Below are 23502 nucleotides of genomic sequence, written 5' to 3'. Positions count from 1 at the left end.
ACGGCGGTCGTGAGGAAGACGCCCATGGGCCGCATCGTCACCCCGGCCTGCTTCGCCGCCGCGTCGCGGACTCCCGAACGGGCGGCGGCGGGCGACCGGGCCGAAGCCGCGCTGTGGACCAGGCTGCGCGCGGATGCCGAGGATGCTGCCGGCCGCGATCCGCTGCTGCGCAGCTTCATCCACATCGCCGTGCTGTCGCATGAAGGCTTCGGATCGGCGCTGGGCGGCCATCTCGCCCGCAAGCTGGGCGACTGGTACATCTCGGCGGAGCGGCTCGCCGATCTCGCCGAGACCGCCTATTCGGAGGAGCCGGCCATCGTCGCGGCGGCGGTCGCCGACCTCGGCGCCATCGTCGCCCGCGATCCGGCGGCCGACGGCTGCCTGACGCCCTTCCTCTACTTCAAGGGCTTCCATGCCCTGCAATGGCACCGCGTCGCCCATTGGCTGTGGCGGCATGGGCGCACCGAACTCGCGCATTTCCTGCAAAGCCGGGTGTCGGAAGCCTTCGCCGTCGACATCCATCCCGCGGTGCCGTTCGGCTGCGGCGTGCTGATCGACCATGGCACCGGCGTCGTCATCGGCGAGACGGCGGAGGTCGGCGACGACGTGTCGATCCTCCAGGGCGTCACCCTGGGCGGCACCGGCAAGGAGCATGGCGACCGCCATCCCAAGGTGCGCGACGGCGTCCTGCTGGCCGCAGGCGCCAAGGTTCTCGGCAACATCGAGATCGGCCGGCATGCCAAGGTCGGCGCCGGCAGCGTGGTGCTGAAGCCGGTGCCGCCCGGCGCCACCGTGGCCGGGGTGCCGGCCAGGATCGTCGGCTGGACCACCTCGCCGCAGGCCCCGGCGGAAGAGATGGACATGAGCCTGCCGGAGCCGGATTACACGATCTGACCCCTGCCGTCATGGAGACCGGCGTGGGAGAGCCCCACGCCGCCACCGGAGCATACCCTCAGGGCGATGCCCCCTCGTCCATGCGGCCGACAAGGCCCGGCTCCGCGAAGGCGCCGGACGGCATCGCAAAGAAGTCGGCCAGACCGATTGGAAAGCTGTCGAGAATCTTCTCCAGGGAGGAGACGGACGGACTGACCCGGTCCTTTTCGATCAATGAAATCAGTCCGTTGCTGAGTCCCGACCGCCTGGCCGGGGCGCGCTGCGGCAGACCGCTCAGGCCTTCAACTCGGCAAGGCGCTGCAAGACGGCTTCCTCCCGGACGCTCTCCGCCCGGGCATCGGTCCAGGCGTCCCCGCAGGATCCGCAGGTGGTGACGGGGACCTGCACATCGACGGTCGCCATCAGGACGTCTCCGGGTCCATAGGGGAAACGGACCGCCTGCGTTTCCACGCTGTGGACGAGATTTGCGCTCTCGCACTTCGGGCAGAGCTTGTCGAGGGGGGCCCCGAAGTCTGAGTTCAACATCACTTTCTGTTTTCCTTCACGGGTGTCGAGCGCAGGCAGTCTCAGCGACGGACCCACCGCTCCATTATCGCCTACCGGGCGACCCACTCCAACCCCGTGAAGGAGCTTGCCGGTGTTTTTCACACGGCAATGCCCCCGGATGCCGAATCACGCACGACGCCGCTCATGGCCACAGGCCAGGCAATCCAAGTCAATCTGAACCGGGCCGGCTCTTCCGGAGGAGCCGCGTTGTGGGATCGGGGGCGTTGGACAGGCTCCGCACCCGTCCACCGTCCGAAGCCCTCCCCGGATGCCCCCCCCTTCAGTGGCTGATCATCCACGGCCTTGCCGTCGGAAACCCCTTTGCACCGTCGGGGGTGCGCAGCACCGACCGTCCCTTTCCGCCGCTTCCGCAGCCGCAGCCGGGACCATGCTTGTGCTTCGGCCCGACCTCCGACAGCAGGCTCGGCCGGTCGGCGCTGCGCTCGTTGGTGGCATGCGCCGTCCGCGTCGCGGCGGAGACGCTGGAGAAAGCCGGCGCCCGGCGGATCACCCGCGGCGACGGCACCTCGCAATAGGGGCAGGGCTGCGGCAGGCCGCTTTCCGCCATCGGCCGCATCTCGGTGAAGTCGCCGCAGGTCGGGCACTCGTAATCGTACATCGGCATGGCGCAGCCTCCCCTTGCTGGTTAGACCCAGTCCGGCGCGATGGGCATGTCGACATCGCCGCTGATGAACTTGGTCGGGCCGTCGGCGTTCGGGCTGATGTCGAAGTCGAAGATCTGCGTCGGCAGGAACAGGGTGGCGCAGGCGTTGGGCACGTCGACGACGCCGCTGATGTGGCCCTGCACCGGGGCGGTGCCGAGGATCGAATAGGCCTGGGCGCCGGAATAGCCGAACTTCTTCAGATATTCGATGGCGTTCAGGCAGGCCTGCCGGTAGGCGACATGGACGTCCAGGTAATGCTGCTCGCCCGCCTCGTCTACCGAGATGCCCTCGAAGATCAGGTAGTCGTTGTAGGTCGGGACGATGGGGCTCGGCTTGAAGATCGGGTTCTTGATCCCGTACTTCGCCATGCCGTCCTTGATCAGGTTCACCTTCAGGTGTGCCCAGCCCGCCATCTCGATGGCGCCGCAGAAGGTGATCTCGCCGTCGCCCTGGCTGAAATGCAGGTCGCCCATCGACAGGCCGGCGCCCTTCACATAGACCGGGAAATAGATGCGCGAGCCGCGCGACAGGTCCTTGATGTCGCAGTTGCCACCATGCTCGCGCGGCGGCACGGTGCGCGCACCCTCCGCCGCCGCCTTGTCGCGGGCCTCGCCCTTCAGCCGGCCCATATGGGCGGTCGGGGCATAGGGCGGGTTGGCGAGGCCGGGGACGCGGGTCGGGTTGGTGTCGATCAGCGCCTGCTCGCGCTTGTTCCACTTGGCCAGCAGGTCGTGCGACGGCAGGCAGCCGATCAGACCGGGGTGGATCAGGCCGGCGAAGCGGACGCCGGGGATGTGGCGCGACTTGGTGAACATGCCCTCGAAGTCCCAGATCGACTTCTGGGCCAGCGGGAAATGCTCGGTCAGGAAACCGCCGCCATTCTGCTTGGAGAAGAAGCCGTTGAAGCCCCACTGCTGCTGCGGGAAGGCGCCGATGTCGAGCAGGTCGACCACCAGCAGGTCGCCCGGCTCCGCCCCCTCGACCCCGACCGGGCCGGACAGGAAATGGACCTGGCTGAGGTCGACGTCGCGCACGTCGGCGGCATCGTCGTCGTTTTTGATCTGGCCGCCGGTCCAGTCGTAGCATTCAAGGATGAAGTCGTCGCCCGGCTTCACCGTCACCGCCATCGGGATGTCCGGGTGCCAGCGGTTGTGGATCATGTCGTTCTCGTAGGGAGACTGCGACAGGTCGGCCTTGATCAGGGTGTCAGCCATGGTTTGCTCTTCCTTATTGCTGGACTGATGGGGGGGCGAAAGGCGGGGACGCGGTCTGCCGAACTCAGGCCGCCAGTTCCCGGAAGCCGTCCGGGAAGGGGTTCGGCTCGATCAGGTCCCGTGTCTCGAAGACCAAGTCGAACTGGCCGTCGCGCCGGGCGCGGCCGATGCGGGTCCGGGTCCACAGGTGATGGTTCTCGTGGATGCGCAGGGGACCGGCTGGCGCCCCGGCGAACTCGATGCCGGGCGAGGCGGCGACGACGCGCGCCACGTCGAAGCTGCCGGCCTTCTCCACCGCCAGCTTCCACAGCCAGGGGCCTAGATAGGCATTGTGGGTGACGTCGCCGATGACGCTGTCCGCTCCCCACATCGCCTTGAAGGCGGCGACGAAGGCGCGGTTGGCCGGCAGCTCCAGGCTCTGGAAATATTTGGCGCAGGTGAAGGCCCCGGCGATGTTCTCGCCGCCGATGCCCATCATCTCGTCCTCGGTGACGCTGTTGGTCATCAGGATCTGGCGGTCCAGCTCGATCCCGGCCGCCTTCAGCTGCTTGTAGAAGGCGACGTTGGAGCCACCGACGACGATGGCGTAGATCACGTCGGGCTTGTCCGCCTTGATCCGCGCGACGATGGTCTCGAAGCGGGTGTCGCCGAGTTCGGCATACTCCTCGCCGACGACGCGGCAGCCACTGGCCTCGATGTGGCGGCGGGCGATGGCGTTGGAGGCGCGCGGCCAGATATAGTCCGACCCGATCAGGAAGAAGCTCTTCGCCTTCTTCTCGCGCATCACCCAGTCCAGCCCGGCCAGGATCTGCTGCGTCGCCTCCTGCCCGGTGTAGATGACGTGTTTCGACTGCTCCAAACCTTCGTAGAAGGTCGGGTAGTAGAGCAGGCCGCCGCGCTTCTCCAGCACCGGCAGCACCTCCTTGCGCGAGGCGGAGGTCCAGCAGCCGAAGATCGCCGCCACCTTGTCGGCCCCGAGCAGCTTGTCGGCGCGGGCGGCGAAGGTCGGCCAGTCGCTGGCGCCGTCCTCCTGCGCGATCTCGATCCGCCGGCCCAGCACGCCGCCCAACTCGTTGATCTGCTGGATCGCCAGCATCTCCGCCTGGATCGACCCGCCCTCGCTCAGCGCCATGGTGCCGGTGACGGAATGCAGGATGCCGACCTTAACCGTTTCGTCGGTGACGGCGATGCCGGTTTTGTTCACCACGGCGGTGGCCGGCGCGCCGGGCGCCAGACCCTGGGTGCGCCGCACCGTGGCCGCCGCCATCCGCCCCGCGACCGAGGCGCGGCGGCGCAGCGCCGCCTGCAGGCTGACCTCCGCCAGGAAATTGTTGACCTCGCGGCTCAGCTCGTCGGCATGGCCGGCGACCTGGGAGGCGACGCCCAGCACCTGCCCGGCCGCCGTGCCGGTGTCGGACGCCGCGTCCGAGACGCCGGCGATGTTGGACGCCACGCTTTCGGTGCCGCGCGCCGCCTCTTGCACGTTTCGGGCGATCTCGCCGGTGGCCGCCCCCTGCTGCTCGACGGCGGCGGCGATGGCGGCGGCGATCTCGTTGATCTCGGCGATGGTGCCGGCGATGGAGCGGATGGCGGACACCGCCTCGGCCGTCGCCGACTGGATGGCGCCGACCTGGGTGGCGATGTCCTCCGTCGCCCTGGCGGTCTGGTTGGCCAGCGTCTTGACCTCGCTGGCGACGACGGCGAAGCCCTTGCCGGCCTCCCCCGCACGCGCGGCCTCGATGGTGGCGTTCAGCGCCAAGAGGTTGGTCTGGCCGGCGATTCCCTGGATCAGCCCGATCACCTGCCCGATCCGCCCGGCGCTGTCGGCCAGGCTCTGCACCACCGTGTCGGTGCGGCGGGTGTCGGCGACCGCCTTGCCGGCGATGGCGGCCGAGGACGCGACCTGCCGGCCGATCTCCTGGATCGAGGCCGACAGCTCCTCCGTCGCCGTCGCCACGGTCTGGACATTCATCGACGCCTGGGCCGACGACTGCGACATCGCCGCCGACAGCCGGTTGCTGCGCCCGGCGGTCTCGCTCATCGCCGTGGCGGTGCCGGTCATCTCGGCGGCGGCCGACGAGACGGTCTGCACCAGCCGGCCGACCTTGCTCTCGAAGGCACGGGTCAGCGCCTCCAGCCGGGCGGCGCGCTCCTCGGTCGCCTTGCGTTCTGCCTCGCGCTCCGCCTCCCGAGCGTCGCGCAGCTCTGTGGCGGCGGCGATGCGGTCGAGGGCGTCGGCAAGCTCGCGCACCGGGTCGCCGCCCGTGCCACCGCCTGTGCCACCGCCCGAACCGGACAGCGCCGCGGCGCGGGTGCCGAGCGGCCCGAGTGCCGCGTCCCGGCGGTGCGCGAAGACGGCGGCGGCGGCGGCCAGCGCTGCGGAAACGGCGAGGCCGGCGGTCGCCACACCGGTCGAACCGGTCAGCGGCACCGCCATAGCGGACAGCAGGGCGACCACGGCACAGGCGGTGGATGCGGACTTCGCGGGAGTCATGGCGCTTCCCTTCTGCGGTGGAGAGGCGGGATGCGGGAAAGGGGCGAAGGCGGCAGTGTCCTGCCCGGGGTCAGACCGACAGCAGTCGCGCGACCTTCGCCTCGTCGATGCGGTCGCGGCTGTCCTCGTGGACGATCTCGCCGTTCTCGATCACCAGCACCCGGTCGGCGATGTCGAGCGCGAAGCTCAGCACCTGCTCCGACACGACGATGCTCAACCCCTTCTCGTCGCGGATGCGGCGGAGCGTGCGGGCCATCTCGCGGATGATCGACGGCTGGATGCCTTCGGTCGGCTCGTCCAGCAGCAGGACCTTCGGCTTGGTCGCCAGGGCGCGGGCAATGGCGAGCTGCTGCTGCTGGCCGCCCGACAGGTTGCCGCCACGGCGGCCCTTCATCTCCAGCAGCACCGGGAACAGCTCGTAGAGATCGCCCGGCACGCTGCGCCCGCCATGCACGGTCAGGCCGGTCTCGATGTTCTCCTGCACGGTCATGGCAGGGAAGATCATGCGGCCCTGCGGGACATAGGCGACGCCCTTCGCCACCCGCTCGTAGCTCTTGAGACCGGTGATCTCGGTCCCGCCGATGCGGACGGCGCCGGACCGGGCCGGCACGATCCCCATCAGCGACTTCATCAGCGTCGTCTTGCCCATGCCGTTGCGGCCCATGACGGCGACGATCTCGCCCGGCGCCACCGTGAAGTCCAGCCCGTGCAGAACCTCGCTCTCGCCGTAGGACACGCGCAGTTGGTTGACGGACAGCATGTCGGTTCCTCCGGTCAATGGCCCAAATGACTCTGGCCCGATGAATCAATGGCCGAGATAGACTTCGACGACCTTGGGGTCGTTCTTCACCCGCTCCATGCTGCCTTCCGACAGGATCTTCCCCTGGTGCAGCACGGTGACGCGGTGGGCGATGTCCTCGACGAACTTCATGTCGTGCTCGATCACCAGCACCGACCGGTTCTGGATGATGCGGTTCAGCAGCTCGGCGGTCTTCTTGCGCTCGTTGACGCTCATGCCGGCGACCGGCTCGTCCAGCATCAGCAGCTCGGGGTCCTGGATCAGCAGCATGCCGATCTCCAGCCACTGCTTCTGGCCATGGCTGAGATATTCGGCGCGCTGGTCGAGATGGTCGGCCAGGAAGATCATCTCGGCGATCTCCGCCACCCGCTCGCGCACCGCGGCATCGCGCTTGAAGGCCAGCGCGCCGAACACGCTGCGGCCGCGGGGGTAGGAGATCTCCAGATTCTCGAACACCGTCAGGTCGTCGTAGATCGACGGGTTCTGGAACTTGCGCCCGACCCCGGCGGTGACGATCTGGTGCTCCTTCATCGCCGTCAATTCCCGGTTGCGGAACTTGATGGAGCCGCCGGACGCCTTGGTCCGTCCGCAGATCAGGTCGAGCACCGTGGTCTTGCCGGCGCCGTTCGGGCCGATGATGACGTGGATCTCGTTGCTGTCGACGTAGAAGGACAGGTCGTTGACCGCCTTGAAGCCGTCGAAGGAGACGGTCAGCCCTTCGACCGCCAGCAGGTAATCGGTGGGGTTCGCCATGGGATCCGTCCCTCCTCAGTCGGCGGCGGTGTGCGGCGGGATGATCGGCGCGCCGGCACCGGACCCCGAACGGGGCCGCAGGCGGCCAAGCCTGGGGGCGATGAACTGCTGGTAGAGCCCGGCCAGCCCGTTGGGGAACACCATCACCACGCCGATGAACAGCGCGCCCATGGCGAACAGCCACAGCTCCGGGAAGCTCTCAGACAGCATCGTCTTGGCCCAGTTGACCAGCAGCGTGCCGTACACGGCACCCAGCAGCGACAGCCGGCCCCCGACCGCGCAGTAGATGACCATCTCGATCGACGGCACGATGCCGACGAAGGACGGCGACATGAAGCCGACCTGGAGCGTGAACATGGCACCCCCCACCGCCGACAGCGCCGCCGCGAAGCAGAAGACGAAGATCTTGAAGTTGGCGACGTCGTAGCCGGAGAAGCGGACCCGGTCCTCCTTGTCGCGCAGCGCCACCAGGATGCGGCCCAGCTTGGAGCGGCGGACATAGAGGCACAGCAGGATGCAGCCGATCAGCAAGGCGGCGTTGACGAAATACAGCACCAGCTTCGCCTCGTCGGTGCGGATGTCCCAGCCCTTCAGCGTGCGCAGGTCGGTGATGCCGTTGATGCCGCCGGTGTAGCCCTGCTGGCCGACGATCAGGATGGTCAGGATGGCGGCGAAGGCCTGGGTGATGATGGCGAAATAGACGCCGCCGACCCGCCGCTTGAACATCGCCAGCCCGACGATGAAGGCCAGCAGCGCCGGGACCGCCACCACCGCGACGGTGGCAAAGGTCAGGCTGTGGAACGGCTCCCAGAACCAGGGCAGTTCCTTCAGCTGGTTCCAGTCCATGAAGTCGGGGATGCCGGGGGTGGACTGGATCTTGGTCGCCTCCGGGCTGGAGGCCTCCAGCTTCAGGAACATCGCCATGCAATAGCCGCCGATGCCGAAGAAGATGCCCTGCCCCAGCGAAAGGATGCCGGCGCTGCCCCAGCACAGCACGAGGCCGAGCGCCACGAAGGCGTAGGTCAGGTATTTGCCGACCATGTTCAGCCGGAAGATGTCGAGCCCCAGCGGCAGGACGACGATCAGCAGGGCGGCCAGCAGCAGGATGCCCGCGATGTCGCCGTCCAGGCGGCCGAAGAAGCGACTGTTTGGGGTGCGCGTCATGGTCAATGGCTCCTCAGCGGCGGACTTTGAGGACGAACAGGCCCTGCGGGCGCAGCATCAGGATCACGACGACGGTCAGCAGCGTCAGCACCTTGGCGGTCGAGCCGCTGAGGAAGAACTCCATCGTCGACTGCGCCTGGCTGATGGTGAAGGCCGACGCGATGGTGCCGATCAGGCTCTGGGCGCCGCCGAACACCACGACCAGGAAGGTGTCGACGATGTAGAGCTGGCCCGAGGTCGGCCCGGTGGAACCCACCATGGTGAAGGCGCTGCCCGCCACCCCGGCGATGCCGCAGCCGAGCCCGAAGGTGTAGCGGTCGACCTTCTCGGTGTTGATGCCGACGGCGCCGGCCATCACCCGGTTCTGCATCACCGCCCGCACGCCCTGGCCCCAGCGCGAGCGGAACATCACGGCGTAGATCACGACGGTGATGGTCATGGTCAAACCCATGACGAACAGGCCGTTGATCGGCACCTCGATGGTGTCGGTGACGGCGACCGATCCCATCAGCCAGTCGGGCAGCACCACGCCGACCTCGCGCGCGCCGAAGACGGAGCGGAAGATCTGCTGGAGGATCAGGCTCAATCCCCAGGTCGCCAGCAGCGTGTCGAGCGGCCGGCGGTAGAGGAAGCGGATCATCGCCCACTCCACCAGCATCCCCAGCGCCCCGCTGGCGAGGAAGGCCAGCGCCATGGCGATGAAGAAATAGGCCGGGAAAAGCGCCGGCGCGGTGCTGGAGATGAAGTTGGAGCAGAGATAGGTCACATAGGCGCCGAGGATCATGAACTCCCCGTGCGCCATGTTGATGACGCCCATCTGCCCGAAGATGATGGCGAGGCCCAGCGCCATCAGCACGAAAACGGAAAACAGGATGAGCCCCGCGAATCCCTGCATGGCAAAGATCGACCCGAGCTCGGCCAGGCTGTAGCCCTCGAACATGATGGGAACTCCCGTCAGAGAGGCCCCCGCTCCGGCCCGCCGCCGTTGGACGGGGAAAGGCCGGAGAGGGGGCAGGTCCAGCCCCGCCGCCGCTTACTGGTAGCCCTTGGGGAAGGGGTTCGGCTCGATCAGGTCAGCGGTCTCGAAGACGACGTCGAACTGGCCGTCGGTGCGGGCGCGGCCGACGCGCGTCTTGCTCCACAAATGATGGTTCTCGTGGACGCGGACATAGCCTTCCGGCGCGCCGGTGAACTCGATGCCGGCCGACGCGGCGGCGATCTTGTCGATGTCGAAGCTCTTGGCCTTCTCCGCCGTCAGCTTCCACAGCCAGGGGCCGAGATAGCCCGCCTGGGTGACGTCGCCGATCACGCTCTCCCCGCCCCACATCTTCTTGAAGGCGGCGACGAACTTCTCGTTGTTGGGGTTCTTCAGCGACTGGAAATACTTCATGCAGGCATAGGCGCCGGCGATGTTCTCGCCGCCGATGCCCAGCATCTCGTCCTCGGTGACGGAGATGGTCATCAGCGTCTGCTTGTTCAGGTCGATGCCGGCCGCCTTCAGCTGCTTGTAGAAGGCGACGTTCGACCCGCCGACGACCGAAGCGTAGATCACGTCCGGCTTGGTCAGCTTGATCTTGTTGATGACCGAGTTGAACTGGGTGTGGCCGAGCGGGAAATACTCCTCGCCGACCACCTTCTGCCCATGCATCTCGATGTGCTTGCGGGCGATTTTGTTGGAGGTGCGCGGCCAGATATAGTCGGAGCCGATCAGGAAGAAGGTCTTCGCCCCCTTCTCCTTCGTCACCCAGTCGAGCCCGGCCAGGATCTGCTGGGTGGCTTCCTGCCCGGTGTAGATGACATTCTTCGACTGCTCCAGCCCTTCGTAGAAGGTCGGGTAATAGAGCATGCCGTTGTACTGCTCGAACACTGGCAGCACCGCCTTGCGCGAGGCGGACGTCCAGCAGCCGAACACCGCCGCCACCTTGTCCTCGACCAGCAGCTTGCGCGCCTTTTCGGCGAAGGTCGGCCAGTCGCTGGCGCCGTCCTCCTGGATCACCTCGATCTTGCGGCCCAGCACGCCGCCCATCTCGTTGATCTGGGCGATGGCCAGCTTCTCGGCCTGCACCGAACCGGTCTCGGAGATCGCCATGGTGCCGGTGGTGGAATGCAGGATGCCGACCTTCACCGTGCTGTCGGTGACGGCCAGCTTGGTGGTGTTGACGGCGTCGGTCGGCAGCGCCTGGGCCAGCGCGCCGCGCGGCAGCAGGCCGATGGCCGGCAGCGCCGCCATGCCGAGGAGGAGCTTGCGGCGGAGCGGCGAGTGAGCGCCGCCGGTGAGCTTGTCCGCATTGATCTTGTCCGAGGACATGAAGCCTCCTGATGTTGGCCGTTGTCGCCCTGCAAAGACCGCCCGCAACCGGGGGACGGCTGTTTTGAAAGGCGCTTTTTTTCGGGGGGAGTTGGCGGAACCATCCGCGACAGGACGCCCCGATGGTTGGCCGAACGGTGCGGTGCAGCAATACGTGGATTTGCGTATAGGGGTGGCGGGCGGCAAATCGTTATAAAATCGCGGCAGTCCGAATTCGATCCGGCGCTCGCAACCACCCAAGAGCGAGTGACGGCTCCGTGTCCTCTCGCAGACTATAGCGGCCCTCAGGCCTTGTTGTTCGGTGCCTTTATTTCTGACAGACTGGCGGAACCGCGGGCTTTACTATGAGACCGGGGAACAAGGGGAAATTTCAAACAATCTGTACCGCAAACTGATTTCAGGGAGGGCGAATGGGGCCGACGGCGGGGCGCCAGAGGGTGATCGCGGTCCGGCGGACCTACAACAGGTGGGTCGCCAACCAGACGCTGGAGGATTACGCGCTGCGCTTCACCGCGCGGAAGGCGCGGCGCTGGTCTCCGCTGCGCGTCGCCAACACGGCACTCGGCTCGATCTCCTTCCTGGCGCTGGAGGCCATCGGCGGGGCGGTCACGCTGAATTACGGCTTCACCAACGCGCTGCTCGCCATCCTGACCGCCGCCGCCCTGATCTTCGCCAGCGCGCTGCCCATCAGCTATTACGCCAGCCGTTATGGCGTGGATATGGATCTGCTGACGCGCGGCGCCGGCTTCGGCTATATCGGCTCCACCATCACCTCGCTGATCTACGCGTCCTTCACCTTCATCTTCTTCGCCATCGAGGCGGCGATCATGGCGACGGCGCTGGAGATGGTCTTCGGCCTGCCATTGGCCGCCGGTTACGTCGTCAGCTCGCTGCTGGTGATCCCGCTGGTCGCCTACGGCTTCACCGTCATCAGCCGCCTCCAGCTGTGGACCCAACCGCTGTGGCTGGCGCTGCACGCCCTCCCCTTCCTGTTCATCGCCGTCCAGGACGGCGAGGCCTTCGCCGCCTGGACCCGCTTCCCCGGCCGGGCGCCGGATGCGGCTGGCGGCTTCGACCCGATGCTGTTCGGCGCCGCGGCGTCGGTGGTGTTCTCGCTGCTGGCGCAGATCGGCGAGCAGGTCGATTTCATCCGCTTCCTGCCCTACGACCCCGACGCGAAAGGCCGCAAGAGGCTCGGCTGGTGGGCGGCGCTGGTGGCGGCCGGGCCGGGCTGGATCGTCATCGGCACGATCAAGCTTCTGCTCGGATCCTTCCTGGTGGTGCTGGCGTTGCAGAACGCCGTGCCGGTGGAACTGGCGGCGGAGCCGACGCGGATGTATCTCGTCGCCTTCCAGTATGTGACGCCGTCGCCGCAGCTGGCGCTGGGCCTGACCGGCCTGTTCGTCGTGCTGTCGCAGCTGAAGATCAACGTCACCAACACCTATGCCGGTTCCATCGCCTGGTCGAACTTCTTCTCGCGCCTGACCCACAGCCATCCCGGCCGGGTGGTGTGGGTGGTGTTCAACGTCGTCATCGGCCTGATGCTGATGGAACTCGGCATCTACAAGACGCTGGAGCCGGTGCTGGGGCTCTATTCCAGCGTCGCCGCCTCCTGGATCGGCGCGCTGGTCGCCGATCTGGTGGTGAACAAGCCGCTCGGCCTCAGCCCGCGCCATGTCGAGTTCAAGCGCGCCCATCTCTACGACATCAACCCGGTCGGCGTCGGCGCCATGCTGCTGGCGACGGTGCTGTCGATGCTGGCCTTCCTGGGCGGGCTGGGGACGACCCTGAAGGTCTGCGCCCCCTTCCTCGCCTTCGCCGCCGCCTTCCTCGCCGCCCCCGCCATCGCCTGGGCGACCCGCGGCCGCTACTACATCGCCCGCCGCCCCTTCGAGGACTGGAACGGCGAGGAGGCGATCCGCTGCCGCATCTGCCAGCATGCCTTCGAGCCCGACGACATGGCCTTCTGCCCGGTCTATGCCGGGGCGATCTGCTCGCTCTGCTGTTCGCTGGACGCCCGCTGCGGCGACGGCTGCAAGAAGGACGCGCGGCTGGGCGTGCAGCTGCGCCACGCGCTCGACGCCGTCCTGCCGCCGCGGGCCGCCACGGCGCTGAAGGCCCGGCTCGGGCATTATCTCGGCGTCCTGCTGATGCTGGCGCTCGCCATCGGCGCCGTGCTGTCGCTGGTCTATGTCGAGGTTGCGTCGGTCAACGCCGAGGCGCAGGCGCTGATCCGCAGCACGCTGTGGAAGGTCTTCTTCATCCTGATGATCGTCGCCGGCGTCGCCACCTGGCTGTTCGTGCTGGCGCGGGAAAGCCGCAAGGTGGCGCAGGAGGAGACGCACCGGCAGACCGACCTGCTGATGCGGGAGATCGAGGCGCATGAGCGCACCGACGCCCAGCTTCAGAAGGCGAAGGAGGCGGCGGAGGCGGCGAACTTGGCCAAGAGCCGCTATCTGGTCGGCATCGGCCACGAGTTCCGCACGCCGCTCAGCGCCATCTTCGGCTATTCGCAGATGCTGGAGCGCGATCCGGCCATGCCGCCGCACCGGGTGGATGCGGTGCGCGTCATCCGCCGCAGCGCCGAGCATCTGTCAGGATTGCTCGACGGGCTGCTCGACGTGTCGAAGATCGAGAGCGGCCGGTTGCAGCTGAACCGGGCGGAGGTGCGCTTCGGCGACCTGCTCGACCAGCTCGTCGGCATGTTCCACCTCCAGGCGGAAGCCAAGGGCATCGCCTTCCGCTTCGAGGCGCCGGAGGATCTGCCGCCGGTGGTCTTCACCGACGAGGGGCGCATCCGCCAGATCCTGATCAACCTGCTGTCCAACGCCATCAAGTTCACCGACAGCGGCGCCGTCTGCCTGCGGGTGCGCCACCGCAGCCAGATCGCCGAGTTCGAGGTCGAGGACACCGGTCCCGGCATCGCCGCGGCCGATCTGGAGCGCATCTTCCAGCCCTTCGAGCGCGGCTCTGCCGCCAACCCGATGGTGCCCGGCATGGGGCTCGGCCTGACCATCACCAAGCTGCTGACCCAGGTGATGGGCGGCGAGATCACCGTGACCAGCACGCCCGGCGCCGGCAGCCTGTTCCGGGTGCGGCTGATGATGTCGGCGGCGATGCTGTCGACCGCCTCGTCCCAGCCCGATCTTCCGATCCGCGGCTATCGCGGGCCGCGCCTGACCGTGCTGGTCACCGACGACGACCTCGCCCACCGCAACCTGCTGGCCGACCTGCTGGCCGAGCTTGGCTTCACCGTCTTCAAGGCGACCGACGGCCCGACCTGCCTCGCCATGGCGGAGCTTCACCGGCCGGACATCCTGCTGCTCGACATCTCGATGCCCGGCATGAACGGTCTGGAGGTGGCGAGGCGGCTGCGCGCCTCCGGCCATGACGACACCACCATCGTCCTGGTGTCGGCCGACACGCGGGAGGACCGGCCCGCCGCCGGGCTGGGAGCCGGGACCGGTGCCGACGCCCGCGCCGATGGGGGCCAGCCGCATGACGGCTTTGTCGCCAAGCCGGTCTCCATCCCGAAGCTGCTCGCCTGCATCGGCCGGCTGCGCGGCATCGACTGGGAATACGAGACACCGGCCGGCGCGGACGACGGCCCGGCGGATTTCGCCGCATCCGAACTGCCGCCGCAGCACCACATCGCCGAGCTGATCCATCTGGGCCGCATCGGCTATGTCCGCGGCATGCAGGCCAAGCTGGCCGAGATCGCCGCCGCCCATCCGGAGCTGGAGCGCTTCGTCGGCCGCATGCGGACGCTCGTCAGCAACTACGACCTGAACCAGTATATGGCCGCGCTGGAGGCGGTGTACCGCGATGACAGCCATGACGATGCCAGCCATGACGATGAAATCCGTAACCAGACCGCGTGACGTCGTCCTCGTCGTCGACGATTCGCCCGAAGCCCTCAGCTTCCTGACCGACGCGCTGGAGGAGGCCGGGGTGACCGTGCTGGTGGCGCTGGACGGCCGCAAGGCGCTGGCCCTGCTGGAGCAAGTGACCCCCGACGTCATCCTGATGGACGCCATCATGCCGGGGCTGGACGGCTTCGAGACCTGCCGGCAGCTGAAGCGCAGCAGCCAGGTCGCCCATGTCCCCGTCATCTTCATGACCGGCCTGACCGAGACGGAGCACATCCTGAAGGGCTTCGCCGCCGGCGGGGTCGATTACGTCACCAAGCCGATCGTCGCCGAAACGCTGATCGCCCGCATGTACGCCCACCTCGCCAACGCCCGTGTCGCCCAGAGCACGCGGGCGGCGCTGGACGTCACCGGCCGCACCCTGCTCGCCGCCAACCACCGGGGCGAGGTGTTGTGGTGCACGCCGCAGACCACCCGCATGCTGGAGGCCGCCTTCGGCCCCGCCGCCGCCGACGGCCACGCCACCGGCGTCTCGCTGCCGGAGGAGGCGCGCCGCTGGCTGGCCGACCGTCAGGCCGGCGGCGCCGGGCGCAAGCCGGACAGCGTGGTGATCGCCACCCTTGCCGACGGCCGCCGCCTGCGCCTCAGCCCGGTCGGCCAGACCGGCCCCGACGAGATCCTGCTGCAACTGGCCGAGGAATCCGGTGCCGGCGAGGGCGGGCTGTTGAAAGACAAGCTGTCGCTGACCCCGCGCGAGGCGGAGGTGCTGATGTGGGTCGCCAACGGCAAGCCGAACCGCGACATCGCCGAAATCCTCGGTCTCAGCCCGCGCACGGTCGACAAGCATCTGGAGCAGATCTATGCGAAGCTCGGCGTCGAGAACCGGGCCGCCGCCGCCGCCATGGCGGTGCGGGCGCTGAACGGGCGGTAGATGGACGGTTTGCGAATACGGGTCCAGATCCCAAGCGGAAGCCACCACCCGGGCCGGTCTCTCAGGCAAGCCCCAGCAGGCGGCGGGCGTTGCCGCCGAGGATCTCCGCGCAGTCCGTGTCGGTCAGGTCGGAGGCCAGGATCTCCAGCAGGGGGAAAGGAACGCTGAACAGCTTGGGCGAGGAGTAGAAATCCGTGCCCAGCAGCAGCCGGTGCGCTCCGGCCTCGCGCACGAAACGCTCGATCATGTGGGAAACCGGAACCATCACCCCGGTGTCGAACAGGATGTTCGGATGACGCCGCGCGATGTGCGGCATCCAGTGCGCGAAATCGGGAGACGAGAAGGCGTCCAGTGCGACGAACCGAACGTCGCGGAAGCGTTCGGCCAGCACCTCCAGCTTCCACGGCGATTCCAGCTTGGAATCGCCGATGATGTGGATGAAGGCCGGCACGCCGTGATGGCGCACGCGCTCCAGCAGCGCATCCATGCGCGGATGGTCGATGGCGCAGCCCTGGAACCGGTGGTGCCAGACGATGCCCTTCATCCCGAGCACCTCGATGCAGCGGTCGATCTCGTCCAGCGCCGCATCCCCTTCCAGCGGCGACACGGTGGCGAGCGCCGCCGGGAAACGGTCGATCCAGCGGTCGCGATACTCGGCGACGGCATCGTTGACGCGGCGGGTGTCGGCGATGCCGTTCGGCGCCTGATATCCGTTCGACGGCATCAGCAGGGCCTGGGCGATGCCATGGAGGTCCATGAAGGCGATCCGCTGTTCGGCATCGGCCGTCATGCCGCCCGAGGCGCCGTTGCCTTTTGGGCCGCCGACAATGTCGAGCGAGCCGACATGGTGATGCAGGTCGAAGACCTGGAAGGATTTGGCGTCACGCATCCGATGTCCTCCAGAATTCGCTGTAGTCGGGCCGCCGCCGGTCGCGGAAGGCGCCCAGCCCCTCCGCCCATTCGCCGGGGGGCAGCTCGGCCAGCATCGTGCGCACCGCCTCCCAGTCGACGGGGGCCGCGCGGCGCACCGCGCGCTTGACCGTGGCGATGGCCCCCGGCGGCGCCCCGTCGGTGATGGCCCGCGCCAGCTCCACCGCGGCGTCCACGGCGCGTCCGGGCGGAACGACGCGGGAGACCAGCCCCAGCGTCGCCGCCTCCTCCGCCCCGATGCGGCGGCGGGTCAGGATCAGGTCCAGCGCGTGGCGCGGGCCGGCGATCTGCGCCAGCCGCGCCAGCCCGGTGTTGGGCACCACACCCAGCCCCAGTTCGGGCAGCGCAAAGACGGCATCCGCCGCCGCGACCACCAGATCGCAGCACAGGGTCATCTCGAACCCGCCGCCGAGCGCCCGGCCATGGACGGCGGCGACGGTTGGGCGGGGATGGCCGTCAAGCCGCTCGAACAGGTCCATCGGCGTCGGCCCGCCGGGTGTCGGCGTCATCCAGCCGGCGTCGAGCAGGTCGCCGATGTCGGCCCCGGCGCAGAAGGACGGGCCGTCGCCGGCGATGACCAGCGCGGCGGCCTGGCGCGCCTCGGGCCGGTCGAGCGTGGAGAGCAGGTCGGCCACCAGATCGGCGGCCAGCGCGTTGTGGCGGTCGGGCTTCGCCAGGGTGATCAGCCCGACCGTTCCGCGCCGTTCAAAGCGGACCGTCATCTCACGGTGCCGGATAGACGAGCTTGCCGCTCGCCTTGGCCGCCGGATAGACGATCTCCTCGCCCTCCTTGCGGTGCTGGACGATGACCATCGTCTCGTCGGACAGAAGCTGGTGCAGGCCGCCGCCTTCCGACGGCCGGTAGCCGATCTTGCCGTAGGGGGTGTCGAAGGTGGCGGTGGAGAGTGCCTGGCGCACCTTGTCCTGGTCCAGCGTGCCGGCGCTTTCGATGGACTTGGCCAAGGTCATCATGCCGACATAGCCCTGGGGGAAGACGGGGGCGATGGTCTGGCCCTTGGCCTCCACCTTGCGGATCAGCTCGGCGGCGGCCGGGGTGCGGTCGGCGGTGGACCATTCGGTGATCATGGTCAGCCCCTCGCTCATGTCGCCATAGTCGGCTCGACGGTCGCCGGCCGACACCACCATGGTCAGCTTCGGCTTGATCCCCAGGCTCTTCATCTGGCGGACGAGCTGGAGGTTGTCGCCCGAATAGCCGACGGAGAAGAAGGCGTCGGGGTTCAGCGACTTGACGCGGGTCAGAACCGGCGAGAAGTCGGGCGAGCCGGATTTGAACGGCTCCTTCATCACCAGCTTGATGCCGGCCTTGGTCAGATATTCCTCGGCATATTTGGCGGCGTCGGCGCCGTAAAGCCCGTCCTCATAGGCCAGAGCCACCGTCTTGACCTTGGGATCGATGGAGGCGAGGAAGCTCGAAGCCGCCTTCTGGCGGTGATAATCCCAGATGTAGACGTGATGGTACCAGTCCTCGGTACCGAAGGTCTTTTCCAGCCGGACGGACGAGGAACCGGTGTGGATGAACAGCGGCTTGTAGCGCTTGACGCTGGAGAGCAGCGCGAAGTCCGCCGTGCTGCCGTAACCGCCGACGAAGGCGTAGACCTTGTCCTCGGTCACCATCTTGGAGGCGATGGTGGCGGCGGTGTTGGGCTCGCTCTTGGTGTCCTCGATCAGCAGGGAGACCGGACGGCCCAGCAGGCCGCCGGCGGCGTTGATCTCGTCCGCCGCGAACTGCACGCCGGCCAGGATGGTCTGGCCGCCCACCGCCAGCACGCCGGTCAGCGGCAGCGGCACGCCGATCCGGATCGGCTCCGCCGTCTGGGCTGCGGCCGGGGTCGGGCCGGTCATCGCCAGTGCTGCGATGCCCAATGCTGCGGCGCCGGCCGCCAGCCGTTTCACGAAGCGCATGGTTTCCTCCTGTTTTTTATGTCGTTGTCCGCGGGTGGGTTCCACCGCCGGTTCAGCCGGCGGCGGCGCGTTCGAAGAAGGGGTATCGGCGCTCGCCGATCCGTGGAAAGCCGATCCGGGGAAAGACGACGGACACGGCATCGCCGCTCCGCACGGCCGCGGCATCGCCGCCGATCAGCCGGCTGACCATCCGCGGGCCTTCGGCCAGATCGACCAGCACCACCGTGTAGGGAAGCTGTCCGTCCCACGCCCCGCCCTGGAAGGCGACATGGACATGGCTGTGCGAGAAGACGGTGCCCCGGCCCGACATCCGCTGCCAGCCGAGCGCGGTGTCGCCGCAGAGCGGGCAATGCCGGCGCGGGTAGTAGAAGAGACGGCCGCAGCGTCCGCATTTGGGGAACAGCAGCTCTCCCCGGTCGCAGGCATCCCAGAAGGGGGCGCTGGCCCCCGTCGGGTTCGGCGGGGTGGCGAGCAGATCCAGCATCAGGGTTTCTCCAGAATCATGGCGCCGCAGACCGAGAAGATGCCGCCGTTGCCGCTGACCAGCGCCCGGCGCGCGCCCTCCACCTGCCGCCGCCCGGCCTCGCCGCGCAGCTGGCGCACCGCTTCGGTGATGTGGAGCATCCCGCCGATGTGGGCCTGGGACAGCAGGCCGCCATGCGGGTTCAGCGGCCAACGGCCGCCGAGATCCATGGCGCCCGAGCGCACCAGCGCCCCGCCCTCCCCCGGCCGGGCGAATCCCAGGGCCTCAAGCGTCACCAGGACCGAGATGGTGAAGGCGTCGTGCAGGTTGGCGATCTGGATGTCCTCCGGCCCCATCCCGGCAGCCTCGAAGGCGTCGGCACCGGCGGCCGCCATCCCCAGTCCGGGAATGTCCGGCATCAGGGCCACCGAGTTGTGGGTGGTCTTCATGCCGATGGCGCGGATGGCGACGCCGCGGCCGCGGCCCTGCGGCGCCCGTCCGGCCCGCGTCAGGACCAGCGCACCGCCGCCGTCCGACACCAGCGAACAGTCGAGCAGGCGCAGCGGGCTGCTGATGAGGCGGCTGGCCCGGTAATCCTCCAGCGTCATCGGCTTGCGCATCTGCGCGTTGTCGTTCAGCAGGGCGTGGCGGCGCGTGACCAGGGCGACCGCCGCCAGATCCGCGTCGGTGGCGCCGTAGAGGTCGAGATAGCGCTGGGCGAGCAGGGCGTAGGGGATGACCATGCCGTGCAGGCCGAACGGCTCCTCCCACTCCTCCCCGCCCAGCAGATTGTGCATGTGCAGGCCCTGGGCGCCGACGGGGCGGCCGGTCAGGGCGTTCTCGCCATAGACGCAGGCGGCCACCTCGCAATAGCCGCTCTCGATGGCCCAGACCGCCTGCTGCAGCATGGTCATGCCGGTGACGGTGCCGCCGACATCGACCGTGCAGGCGAAGCGGGGCGCCACGCCCAGATGCTCGGCCAGCGTGGACGAGAACATGCTGTTGGGGGTGGCGTAGGGATCGAGGTTGATCAGCCCGTCGAGATCGGACAGGGCGAAGCCCGCGTCGCGCAGCGCCGCGAGAACCGCCGCCGCCTGGATTTCGACCGGCGACCAGCCGGGCAGGCGACCGACGGGGGTTTCGCCGATGCCCGCGATGACGACGTCGGAACCGACTGCCGGCATGGGGTGTGCTCCGTTTCCGCTGCGTCAGATGCCCAGATAGGCGCTGCGCAGCTTCTGATGGTTGACGACCTCTGCCATCGGTCCGGAGAGGGCGGTCCGCCCTTCCTCCAGCACGACGCAATGGTCGGCGATGTGGGTGGCGTAGCCGACATTCTGTTCGGCCATGACGATGGCGCAGCCGGTCTCGCGCTTGATCTTGGCAAGCGTCACGAACAGCTCCTCGACGATGATCGGGGCCAGCCCGGCCGAGGGCTCGTCCAGGATCAGGGCCGATGGCTCGGCCATCAGGGCGCGGCCGATCGCCAGCATCTGGCGCTGGCCGCCGCTCATGGTGCCGGCGATCTGGCGGCTGCGGTCGCGCAGGATCGGGAAATAGCCGCACACCATGTCGCGCAGCTGCCCGTAGGGCGCCTGCCGCCGCCGTCCCGCCGCGGCGCCATGGGCGCCCAGCAGATTGTCCTCGACGCTCAGGTTCGGGAAGCAGCGCGCCCCGTCCGGGACCAGCACCACGCCATGGGCCGGAAGCTGCCAGGGCGCGCAGCCGCTGAGATCCTGCCCGTCGAGCGCCAGATGGCGGCCGCTGGTGGCGACGGTGCCGGCGAGCGCCCGCAGCGCCGTGGTCTTGCCGGCACCGTTGGAGCCGAGGATGACGAGCATGTGCCCGCTCTCCACCGCGATGTCGAGCTGGTGGAGGACGCGCAGGCGGTCGTAGGAGGCGCCGCCGATCCGTCCGACGAAGCGGCTCATGCGGCGAACCCCTTGCCCAGATAGGCCTCCCGCACCGCCTGGTCGGCCAGCACCGTGGCCGGCGCCCCTTCGGCCAGCAGGCGGCCGTTGTTCAGCACCACGACGCGGTGGCACAGGCTGGTGATGACGCGCATCAGATGCTCGATGATCACGATGCTGATCCCCTGTTCGTGGACATTGCGGATCAGGCCCATCACCTCCACCGAATCCTCGTGCGACAGGCCGGCCATCGCCTCGTCCAGCAGCAGCAGGTCCGGCGCGCAGGCGAGCGCGCGGGCGATCTCCAGCCGCCTGAGGTCGGTCACCGACAGGTCGCCGCAGTACCGGCGGAACAGCGGCCCCAGCCCGCAGAAGGCGGCGATGGCGGCGGCGTCGCCCAGCCCCGGCAGCCGGTGGCGGTCGCGCCCGGCATAGAGCAGCGGGACCGACAGCACCTCCTCGACGGTCAGGGTCGGGGGAACGCGCGGGATCTGGTAGGTGCGGGCCATCCCGGCGCGGACGATCCGGTCGGGACGCCGCCCGGTCACGTCGCCGCCATGCAGGCGGATGCGTCCGCCGCGGACGGGAAGCTGGCCCGACACGGTGTTGACCAGCGTGCTCTTGCCCGAGCCGTTGGGGCCGATCAGGCCGGTGATCTCGCCCGCCGCGATGGACAGCGACACCCCGTCGAGCGCCTTCAGGCCGCCGAAGGCCACGGTCAGATCCTCGACCGCCAGGATCGCGCCGCCGGATGGCTGTGCAGACCGCCGGGTGATGTCGGGAGAGGCTGTGTCAGGCATGGCGTTCCCGCTCCTTCTTCTTCTCGCCGGCCACGGTGCGGCGTCCGGCCAGCGCCGCGGCCTTGCGCAGCAGGCCGACGATCCCCTGCGGCATGCCGATGACGAACAGGATGATCACGGCGCCGTAGACCACCTGATAGCCGGTGCCGCCGATGACGGAGCGGGCCACCTCCTCCAGCGCCTTCAGCGCGATGGCGCCCAGCAGCGGGCCGATGGTGGTGTCCATGCCGCCCAGCGTGGCAATGGCCAGCGGCAGCACGCTCCAGTTGGTGGTGAAGACGTCGGTCGGCACGACATAACCGTAGAGGCCGCCGTAGCAGGCGCCGGCCAGACCGATCAGCACGCCCGAGACGATGAAGGCGAAGATCTTCATGCGCACCACCGGCACGCCGCTGGCCGCGGCCAGTTCCGGCTTGGTGCGGATCATGAAGAAGGCAGGGCGGAAGCGCAGGCCGAGCAGCGTGTCCGACAGGGCCACCGCCGCAAGCAGCAGCAACCCGATCAGCCCGAGCTGCCAGCGCGGATCGCCGTCCGCCAGCACCGGCGGGGCGATGCCGCCCGAGCCGCCGGTCACGTCGGGGAAGACCACGACCAGCACCTGCATCGACAGGGCGAAGCCCAGCGTGGCGATGGCGAAATACATCCGGCGCAGCCGCAGGGTCAGCAGGCCGAGCAGGGTCGCCGCCAGCGCGCAGACCACCACGACCGCGATCCAGGCCAGCGTCAGCCCGATCAGCGGCTCGAAGATCGCCAGCGTGTAGGACCCGATGCCGAAGAAGGCCGCCGACCCCAGCGACACCTGGCCGGTGCGCGACAGGATGTCCCAGGCAAGCGCGGTGATCGCGGTGATGGCGACGCCGATGGCGAGCTGGATCCAGAAGGGCTTGTCGATCCACACCAGCGCCAGCGTGGCCAGCAGGATGAGGATATAGGGGAGGAGCCGCGTCAGTCCGGTCTTCATGCGCGCCGCTCCGATCCGAACAGGCCGGTGGGCCGGACGACCAGCACCAGGACGATGATGACGAAGGCGACGCCGTAGCCCCAGCTTCCCCCGCCCGGCACGAAGGTGGCGGTCAGGTTTTCCGCCGCCGACAGCAGCACCGCGCCGATCAGCGCGCCGCCGATGCTGCCGAGCCCGCCCAGCGCCACGATGGCGAAGGCGCGCATCACCAGATCGACGCCGACCAGCGGCTGGACATAGAGGATCAGCGCCACCAGCCCGCCGCTGACGCCGGCCGTCAGACCGCCGATCAGGAAGGACAGGCGGAACATCCGCGTCACGTCCACCCCGGCCAGGACCGCCAGCTGCGGGTCGTCGGCGGCCAGACGCAGCAGCAGCCCCTGGCGGGTGTGCCGCATGAACCAGATCATCCCGGCATAGAGCGCGATGCCGACCAGCAGCACGACCAGATTGTTGCCGGGAACGATGACGTCGCCGAGATGCAACGCCGGCAGCAGCGGCGGGGCGTGCATCACGCGGGCGTCCGGCGTCCAGGCGATCATCGCCAGATTGATCAGCAGGATCGACAGCCCGATGGTGGCGAGGATCTGGTTGTGCTCGTCCTGTTTCAGCACCCTCGACAGGAACCCGTCGAAGACCAGCCAGGACAGCGCCGTCATCGCCAGACCGGCGAGCAGCATGCCGGCCAGCGGCGGCACGCCCGCCGTCTCGTACAGGAAATAGGTCAGGAAGGCGCCCAGCATGACGAACTCGCCATGGGCGAAGTTGATGATGCCGGTGACGCCGAATTCCAGGGTGAGGCCTGAGGCGATGGCGGCGTAGAGCCCGGCGGTAGTCAGGGCCAGCAGCAGGGATTGGGCCAGAAGCGTGGTTTCCAT

Annotated in this window: 21 protein-coding genes and 2 pseudogenes; 3 read left to right on the top strand and 20 right to left on the bottom strand. The window is 68.5% G+C overall.

Annotation, left to right across the window (positions count from 1 at the left end; translation table 11 throughout):
• The first annotated feature begins 9 nt into the window (after positions 1-9).
• Complete coding sequence (gene cysE, locus TSH64_RS03600) at positions 10-894, top strand: serine O-acetyltransferase (protein WP_247872727.1); 885 nt, start codon at positions 10-12, stop codon at positions 892-894.
• 127 nt (positions 895-1021) lie between these two features.
• Here cysE and TSH64_RS36725 read toward each other — a convergent pair.
• From TSH64_RS36725 to urtA (TSH64_RS03555), 11 genes and pseudogenes are all read right to left on the bottom strand, one after another.
• Positions 1022-1171, bottom strand: a pseudogene (locus tag TSH64_RS36725) (helix-turn-helix domain-containing protein); the annotation flags it as partial.
• Positions 1168-1296, bottom strand: a complete 129-nt coding sequence (locus TSH64_RS36555; protein WP_282188092.1) for a hypothetical protein — start codon at positions 1294-1296, stop codon at positions 1168-1170. The gene TSH64_RS36555 and the pseudogene TSH64_RS36725, both read right to left, overlap by 4 nt.
• A 424-nt stretch (positions 1297-1720) precedes the next feature.
• Complete coding sequence (locus TSH64_RS03590; RefSeq protein ID WP_109095590.1) at positions 1721-2065, bottom strand: zinc ribbon domain-containing protein; 345 nt, start codon at positions 2063-2065, stop codon at positions 1721-1723.
• 21 nt (positions 2066-2086) lie between these two features.
• Complete coding sequence (fmdA, locus tag TSH64_RS03585) at positions 2087-3319, bottom strand: formamidase (protein WP_109095589.1); 1233 nt, start codon at positions 3317-3319, stop codon at positions 2087-2089.
• Positions 3320-3383: 64 nt separating this feature from the next.
• Positions 3384-4586 (bottom strand): urea ABC transporter substrate-binding protein, encoded by a 1203-nt coding sequence (gene urtA / locus TSH64_RS35780; RefSeq protein ID WP_199237747.1) that lies wholly within the window; start codon positions 4584-4586, stop codon positions 3384-3386.
• A 159-nt stretch (positions 4587-4745) separates the two neighbouring features.
• Positions 4746-5291, bottom strand: a pseudogene (locus TSH64_RS36185) (methyl-accepting chemotaxis protein); the annotation flags it as partial.
• A gap of 592 nt (positions 5292-5883) precedes the next feature.
• Positions 5884-6573, bottom strand: a complete 690-nt coding sequence (gene urtE, locus TSH64_RS03575) for an urea ABC transporter ATP-binding subunit UrtE (RefSeq protein WP_109095587.1) — start codon at positions 6571-6573, stop codon at positions 5884-5886.
• A gap of 45 nt (positions 6574-6618) precedes the next feature.
• Entirely contained in the window at positions 6619-7365 is a 747-nt protein-coding gene (gene urtD, locus TSH64_RS03570) for an urea ABC transporter ATP-binding protein UrtD (protein WP_109050809.1), read from the bottom strand.
• A gap of 15 nt (positions 7366-7380) precedes the next feature.
• Positions 7381-8529 (bottom strand): urea ABC transporter permease subunit UrtC, encoded by a 1149-nt coding sequence (gene urtC / locus TSH64_RS03565; RefSeq protein ID WP_109095586.1) that lies wholly within the window; start codon positions 8527-8529, stop codon positions 7381-7383.
• Between the two features lie 13 nt (positions 8530-8542).
• The gene (gene urtB, locus TSH64_RS03560) at positions 8543-9469 is read right to left on the bottom strand and encodes an urea ABC transporter permease subunit UrtB (RefSeq protein ID WP_109050810.1); all 927 of its coding nucleotides are present in this window, start codon (positions 9467-9469) and stop codon (positions 8543-8545) included.
• A 93-nt stretch (positions 9470-9562) separates the two neighbouring features.
• The gene (urtA, locus tag TSH64_RS03555; RefSeq protein WP_109095585.1) at positions 9563-10837 is read right to left on the bottom strand and encodes an urea ABC transporter substrate-binding protein; all 1275 of its coding nucleotides are present in this window, start codon (positions 10835-10837) and stop codon (positions 9563-9565) included.
• A 410-nt stretch (positions 10838-11247) separates the two neighbouring features.
• On the opposite strand from urtA (TSH64_RS03555), the gene TSH64_RS03550 reads away from it, so the two are divergent.
• Positions 11248-14718 carry an ATP-binding protein gene (locus TSH64_RS03550; RefSeq protein ID WP_109095584.1) on the top strand — a complete coding sequence of 1157 codons (3471 nt, stop codon included), beginning with the start codon at positions 11248-11250 and terminating at the stop codon, positions 14716-14718.
• Positions 14687-15637 carry a response regulator transcription factor gene (locus TSH64_RS03545; protein ID WP_109095583.1) on the top strand — a complete coding sequence of 317 codons (951 nt, stop codon included), beginning with the start codon at positions 14687-14689 and terminating at the stop codon, positions 15635-15637. Before TSH64_RS03550 ends, TSH64_RS03545 begins: the two co-directional genes overlap by 32 nt.
• Before the next feature lie 61 nt (positions 15638-15698).
• On the opposite strand, the gene TSH64_RS03540 is transcribed toward TSH64_RS03545, so the two are convergent.
• From TSH64_RS03540 to TSH64_RS03500, 9 genes are read right to left on the bottom strand one after another with little or no spacing between them, the layout of a single operon-like run.
• Positions 15699-16526, bottom strand: a complete 828-nt coding sequence (locus TSH64_RS03540) for an amidohydrolase family protein (RefSeq protein ID WP_109095582.1) — start codon at positions 16524-16526, stop codon at positions 15699-15701.
• The gene (locus TSH64_RS03535; RefSeq protein ID WP_109095581.1) at positions 16519-17289 is read right to left on the bottom strand and encodes an enoyl-CoA hydratase/isomerase family protein; all 771 of its coding nucleotides are present in this window, start codon (positions 17287-17289) and stop codon (positions 16519-16521) included. The genes TSH64_RS03540 and TSH64_RS03535 overlap by 8 nt, the downstream gene beginning before the upstream one ends.
• A gap of 1 nt (position 17290) precedes the next feature.
• On the bottom strand, positions 17291-18490 hold the full coding sequence (locus TSH64_RS03530; protein ID WP_158285336.1) for an amino acid ABC transporter substrate-binding protein: 1200 nt from the start codon (positions 18488-18490) through the stop codon (positions 17291-17293).
• 52 nt (positions 18491-18542) lie between these two features.
• Complete coding sequence (locus TSH64_RS03525) at positions 18543-18974, bottom strand: Zn-ribbon domain-containing OB-fold protein (protein ID WP_109095579.1); 432 nt, start codon at positions 18972-18974, stop codon at positions 18543-18545.
• Positions 18974-20137: a thiolase family protein gene (locus TSH64_RS03520; RefSeq protein ID WP_109095578.1), complete on the bottom strand. Its 1164-nt coding sequence runs from the start codon at positions 20135-20137 to the stop codon at positions 18974-18976. Before TSH64_RS03520 ends, TSH64_RS03525 begins: the two co-directional genes overlap by 1 nt.
• Positions 20138-20161: 24 nt before the next feature.
• Positions 20162-20884 carry an ABC transporter ATP-binding protein gene (locus TSH64_RS03515; RefSeq protein WP_109095577.1) on the bottom strand — a complete coding sequence of 241 codons (723 nt, stop codon included), beginning with the start codon at positions 20882-20884 and terminating at the stop codon, positions 20162-20164.
• A complete protein-coding gene (locus TSH64_RS03510; RefSeq protein WP_109095576.1) occupies positions 20881-21663 on the bottom strand; it encodes an ABC transporter ATP-binding protein in 783 nt (260 codons plus the stop codon). Before TSH64_RS03510 ends, TSH64_RS03515 begins: the two co-directional genes overlap by 4 nt.
• Positions 21656-22624 (bottom strand): branched-chain amino acid ABC transporter permease, encoded by a 969-nt coding sequence (locus tag TSH64_RS03505; protein WP_109095575.1) that lies wholly within the window; start codon positions 22622-22624, stop codon positions 21656-21658. The genes TSH64_RS03510 and TSH64_RS03505 overlap by 8 nt, the downstream gene beginning before the upstream one ends.
• On the bottom strand, positions 22621-23502 hold the full coding sequence (locus tag TSH64_RS03500) for a branched-chain amino acid ABC transporter permease (RefSeq protein ID WP_109095574.1): 882 nt from the start codon (positions 23500-23502) through the stop codon (positions 22621-22623). Before TSH64_RS03500 ends, TSH64_RS03505 begins: the two co-directional genes overlap by 4 nt.

It is taken from the genome of Azospirillum sp. TSH64 (assembly GCF_003116035.1).
Classification (GTDB): Bacteria; Pseudomonadota; Alphaproteobacteria; order Azospirillales; family Azospirillaceae; genus Azospirillum.
Note: the sequence above shows the minus strand (reverse complement) of the source record. Positions and strands in the feature narration are given on the sequence as shown.

What these genes read in the sequence shown, in the direction of transcription:
- TSH64_RS36555 (WP_282188092.1), bottom strand. Translation starts at nt 1,296, where the DNA reads ATGGCGACCGTCGATGTGCAGGTCCCCGTCACCACCTGCGGATCCTGC.
- TSH64_RS03590 (WP_109095590.1), bottom strand. Translation starts at nt 2,065, where the DNA reads ATGCCGATGTACGATTACGAGTGCCCGACCTGCGGCGACTTCACCGAG.
- fmdA (WP_109095589.1), bottom strand. Translation starts at nt 3,319, where the DNA reads ATGGCTGACACCCTGATCAAGGCCGACCTGTCGCAGTCTCCCTACGAG.
- urtA (WP_199237747.1), bottom strand. Translation starts at nt 4,586, where the DNA reads ATGGCGGCGGCCACGGTGCGGCGCACCCAGGGTCTGGCGCCCGGCGCG.
- urtE (WP_109095587.1), bottom strand. Translation starts at nt 6,573, where the DNA reads ATGCTGTCCGTCAACCAACTGCGCGTGTCCTACGGCGAGAGCGAGGTT.
- urtD (WP_109050809.1), bottom strand. Translation starts at nt 7,365, where the DNA reads ATGGCGAACCCCACCGATTACCTGCTGGCGGTCGAAGGGCTGACCGTC.
- urtC (WP_109095586.1), bottom strand. Translation starts at nt 8,529, where the DNA reads ATGACGCGCACCCCAAACAGTCGCTTCTTCGGCCGCCTGGACGGCGAC.
- urtB (WP_109050810.1), bottom strand. Translation starts at nt 9,469, where the DNA reads ATGTTCGAGGGCTACAGCCTGGCCGAGCTCGGGTCGATCTTTGCCATG.
- urtA (WP_109095585.1), bottom strand. Translation starts at nt 10,837, where the DNA reads ATGTCCTCGGACAAGATCAATGCGGACAAGCTCACCGGCGGCGCTCAC.
- TSH64_RS03550 (WP_109095584.1), top strand. Translation starts at nt 11,248, where the DNA reads ATGGGGCCGACGGCGGGGCGCCAGAGGGTGATCGCGGTCCGGCGGACC.
- TSH64_RS03545 (WP_109095583.1), top strand. Translation starts at nt 14,687, where the DNA reads ATGACGATGAAATCCGTAACCAGACCGCGTGACGTCGTCCTCGTCGTC.
- TSH64_RS03540 (WP_109095582.1), bottom strand. Translation starts at nt 16,526, where the DNA reads ATGCGTGACGCCAAATCCTTCCAGGTCTTCGACCTGCATCACCATGTC.
- TSH64_RS03535 (WP_109095581.1), bottom strand. Translation starts at nt 17,289, where the DNA reads ATGACGGTCCGCTTTGAACGGCGCGGAACGGTCGGGCTGATCACCCTG.
- TSH64_RS03530 (WP_158285336.1), bottom strand. Translation starts at nt 18,490, where the DNA reads ATGCGCTTCGTGAAACGGCTGGCGGCCGGCGCCGCAGCATTGGGCATC.
- TSH64_RS03525 (WP_109095579.1), bottom strand. Translation starts at nt 18,974, where the DNA reads ATGCTGGATCTGCTCGCCACCCCGCCGAACCCGACGGGGGCCAGCGCC.
- TSH64_RS03520 (WP_109095578.1), bottom strand. Translation starts at nt 20,137, where the DNA reads ATGCCGGCAGTCGGTTCCGACGTCGTCATCGCGGGCATCGGCGAAACC.
- TSH64_RS03515 (WP_109095577.1), bottom strand. Translation starts at nt 20,884, where the DNA reads ATGAGCCGCTTCGTCGGACGGATCGGCGGCGCCTCCTACGACCGCCTG.
- TSH64_RS03510 (WP_109095576.1), bottom strand. Translation starts at nt 21,663, where the DNA reads ATGCCTGACACAGCCTCTCCCGACATCACCCGGCGGTCTGCACAGCCA.
- TSH64_RS03505 (WP_109095575.1), bottom strand. Translation starts at nt 22,624, where the DNA reads ATGAAGACCGGACTGACGCGGCTCCTCCCCTATATCCTCATCCTGCTG.
- TSH64_RS03500 (WP_109095574.1), bottom strand. Translation starts at nt 23,502, where the DNA reads ATGGAAACCACGCTTCTGGCCCAATCCCTGCTGCTGGCCCTGACTACC.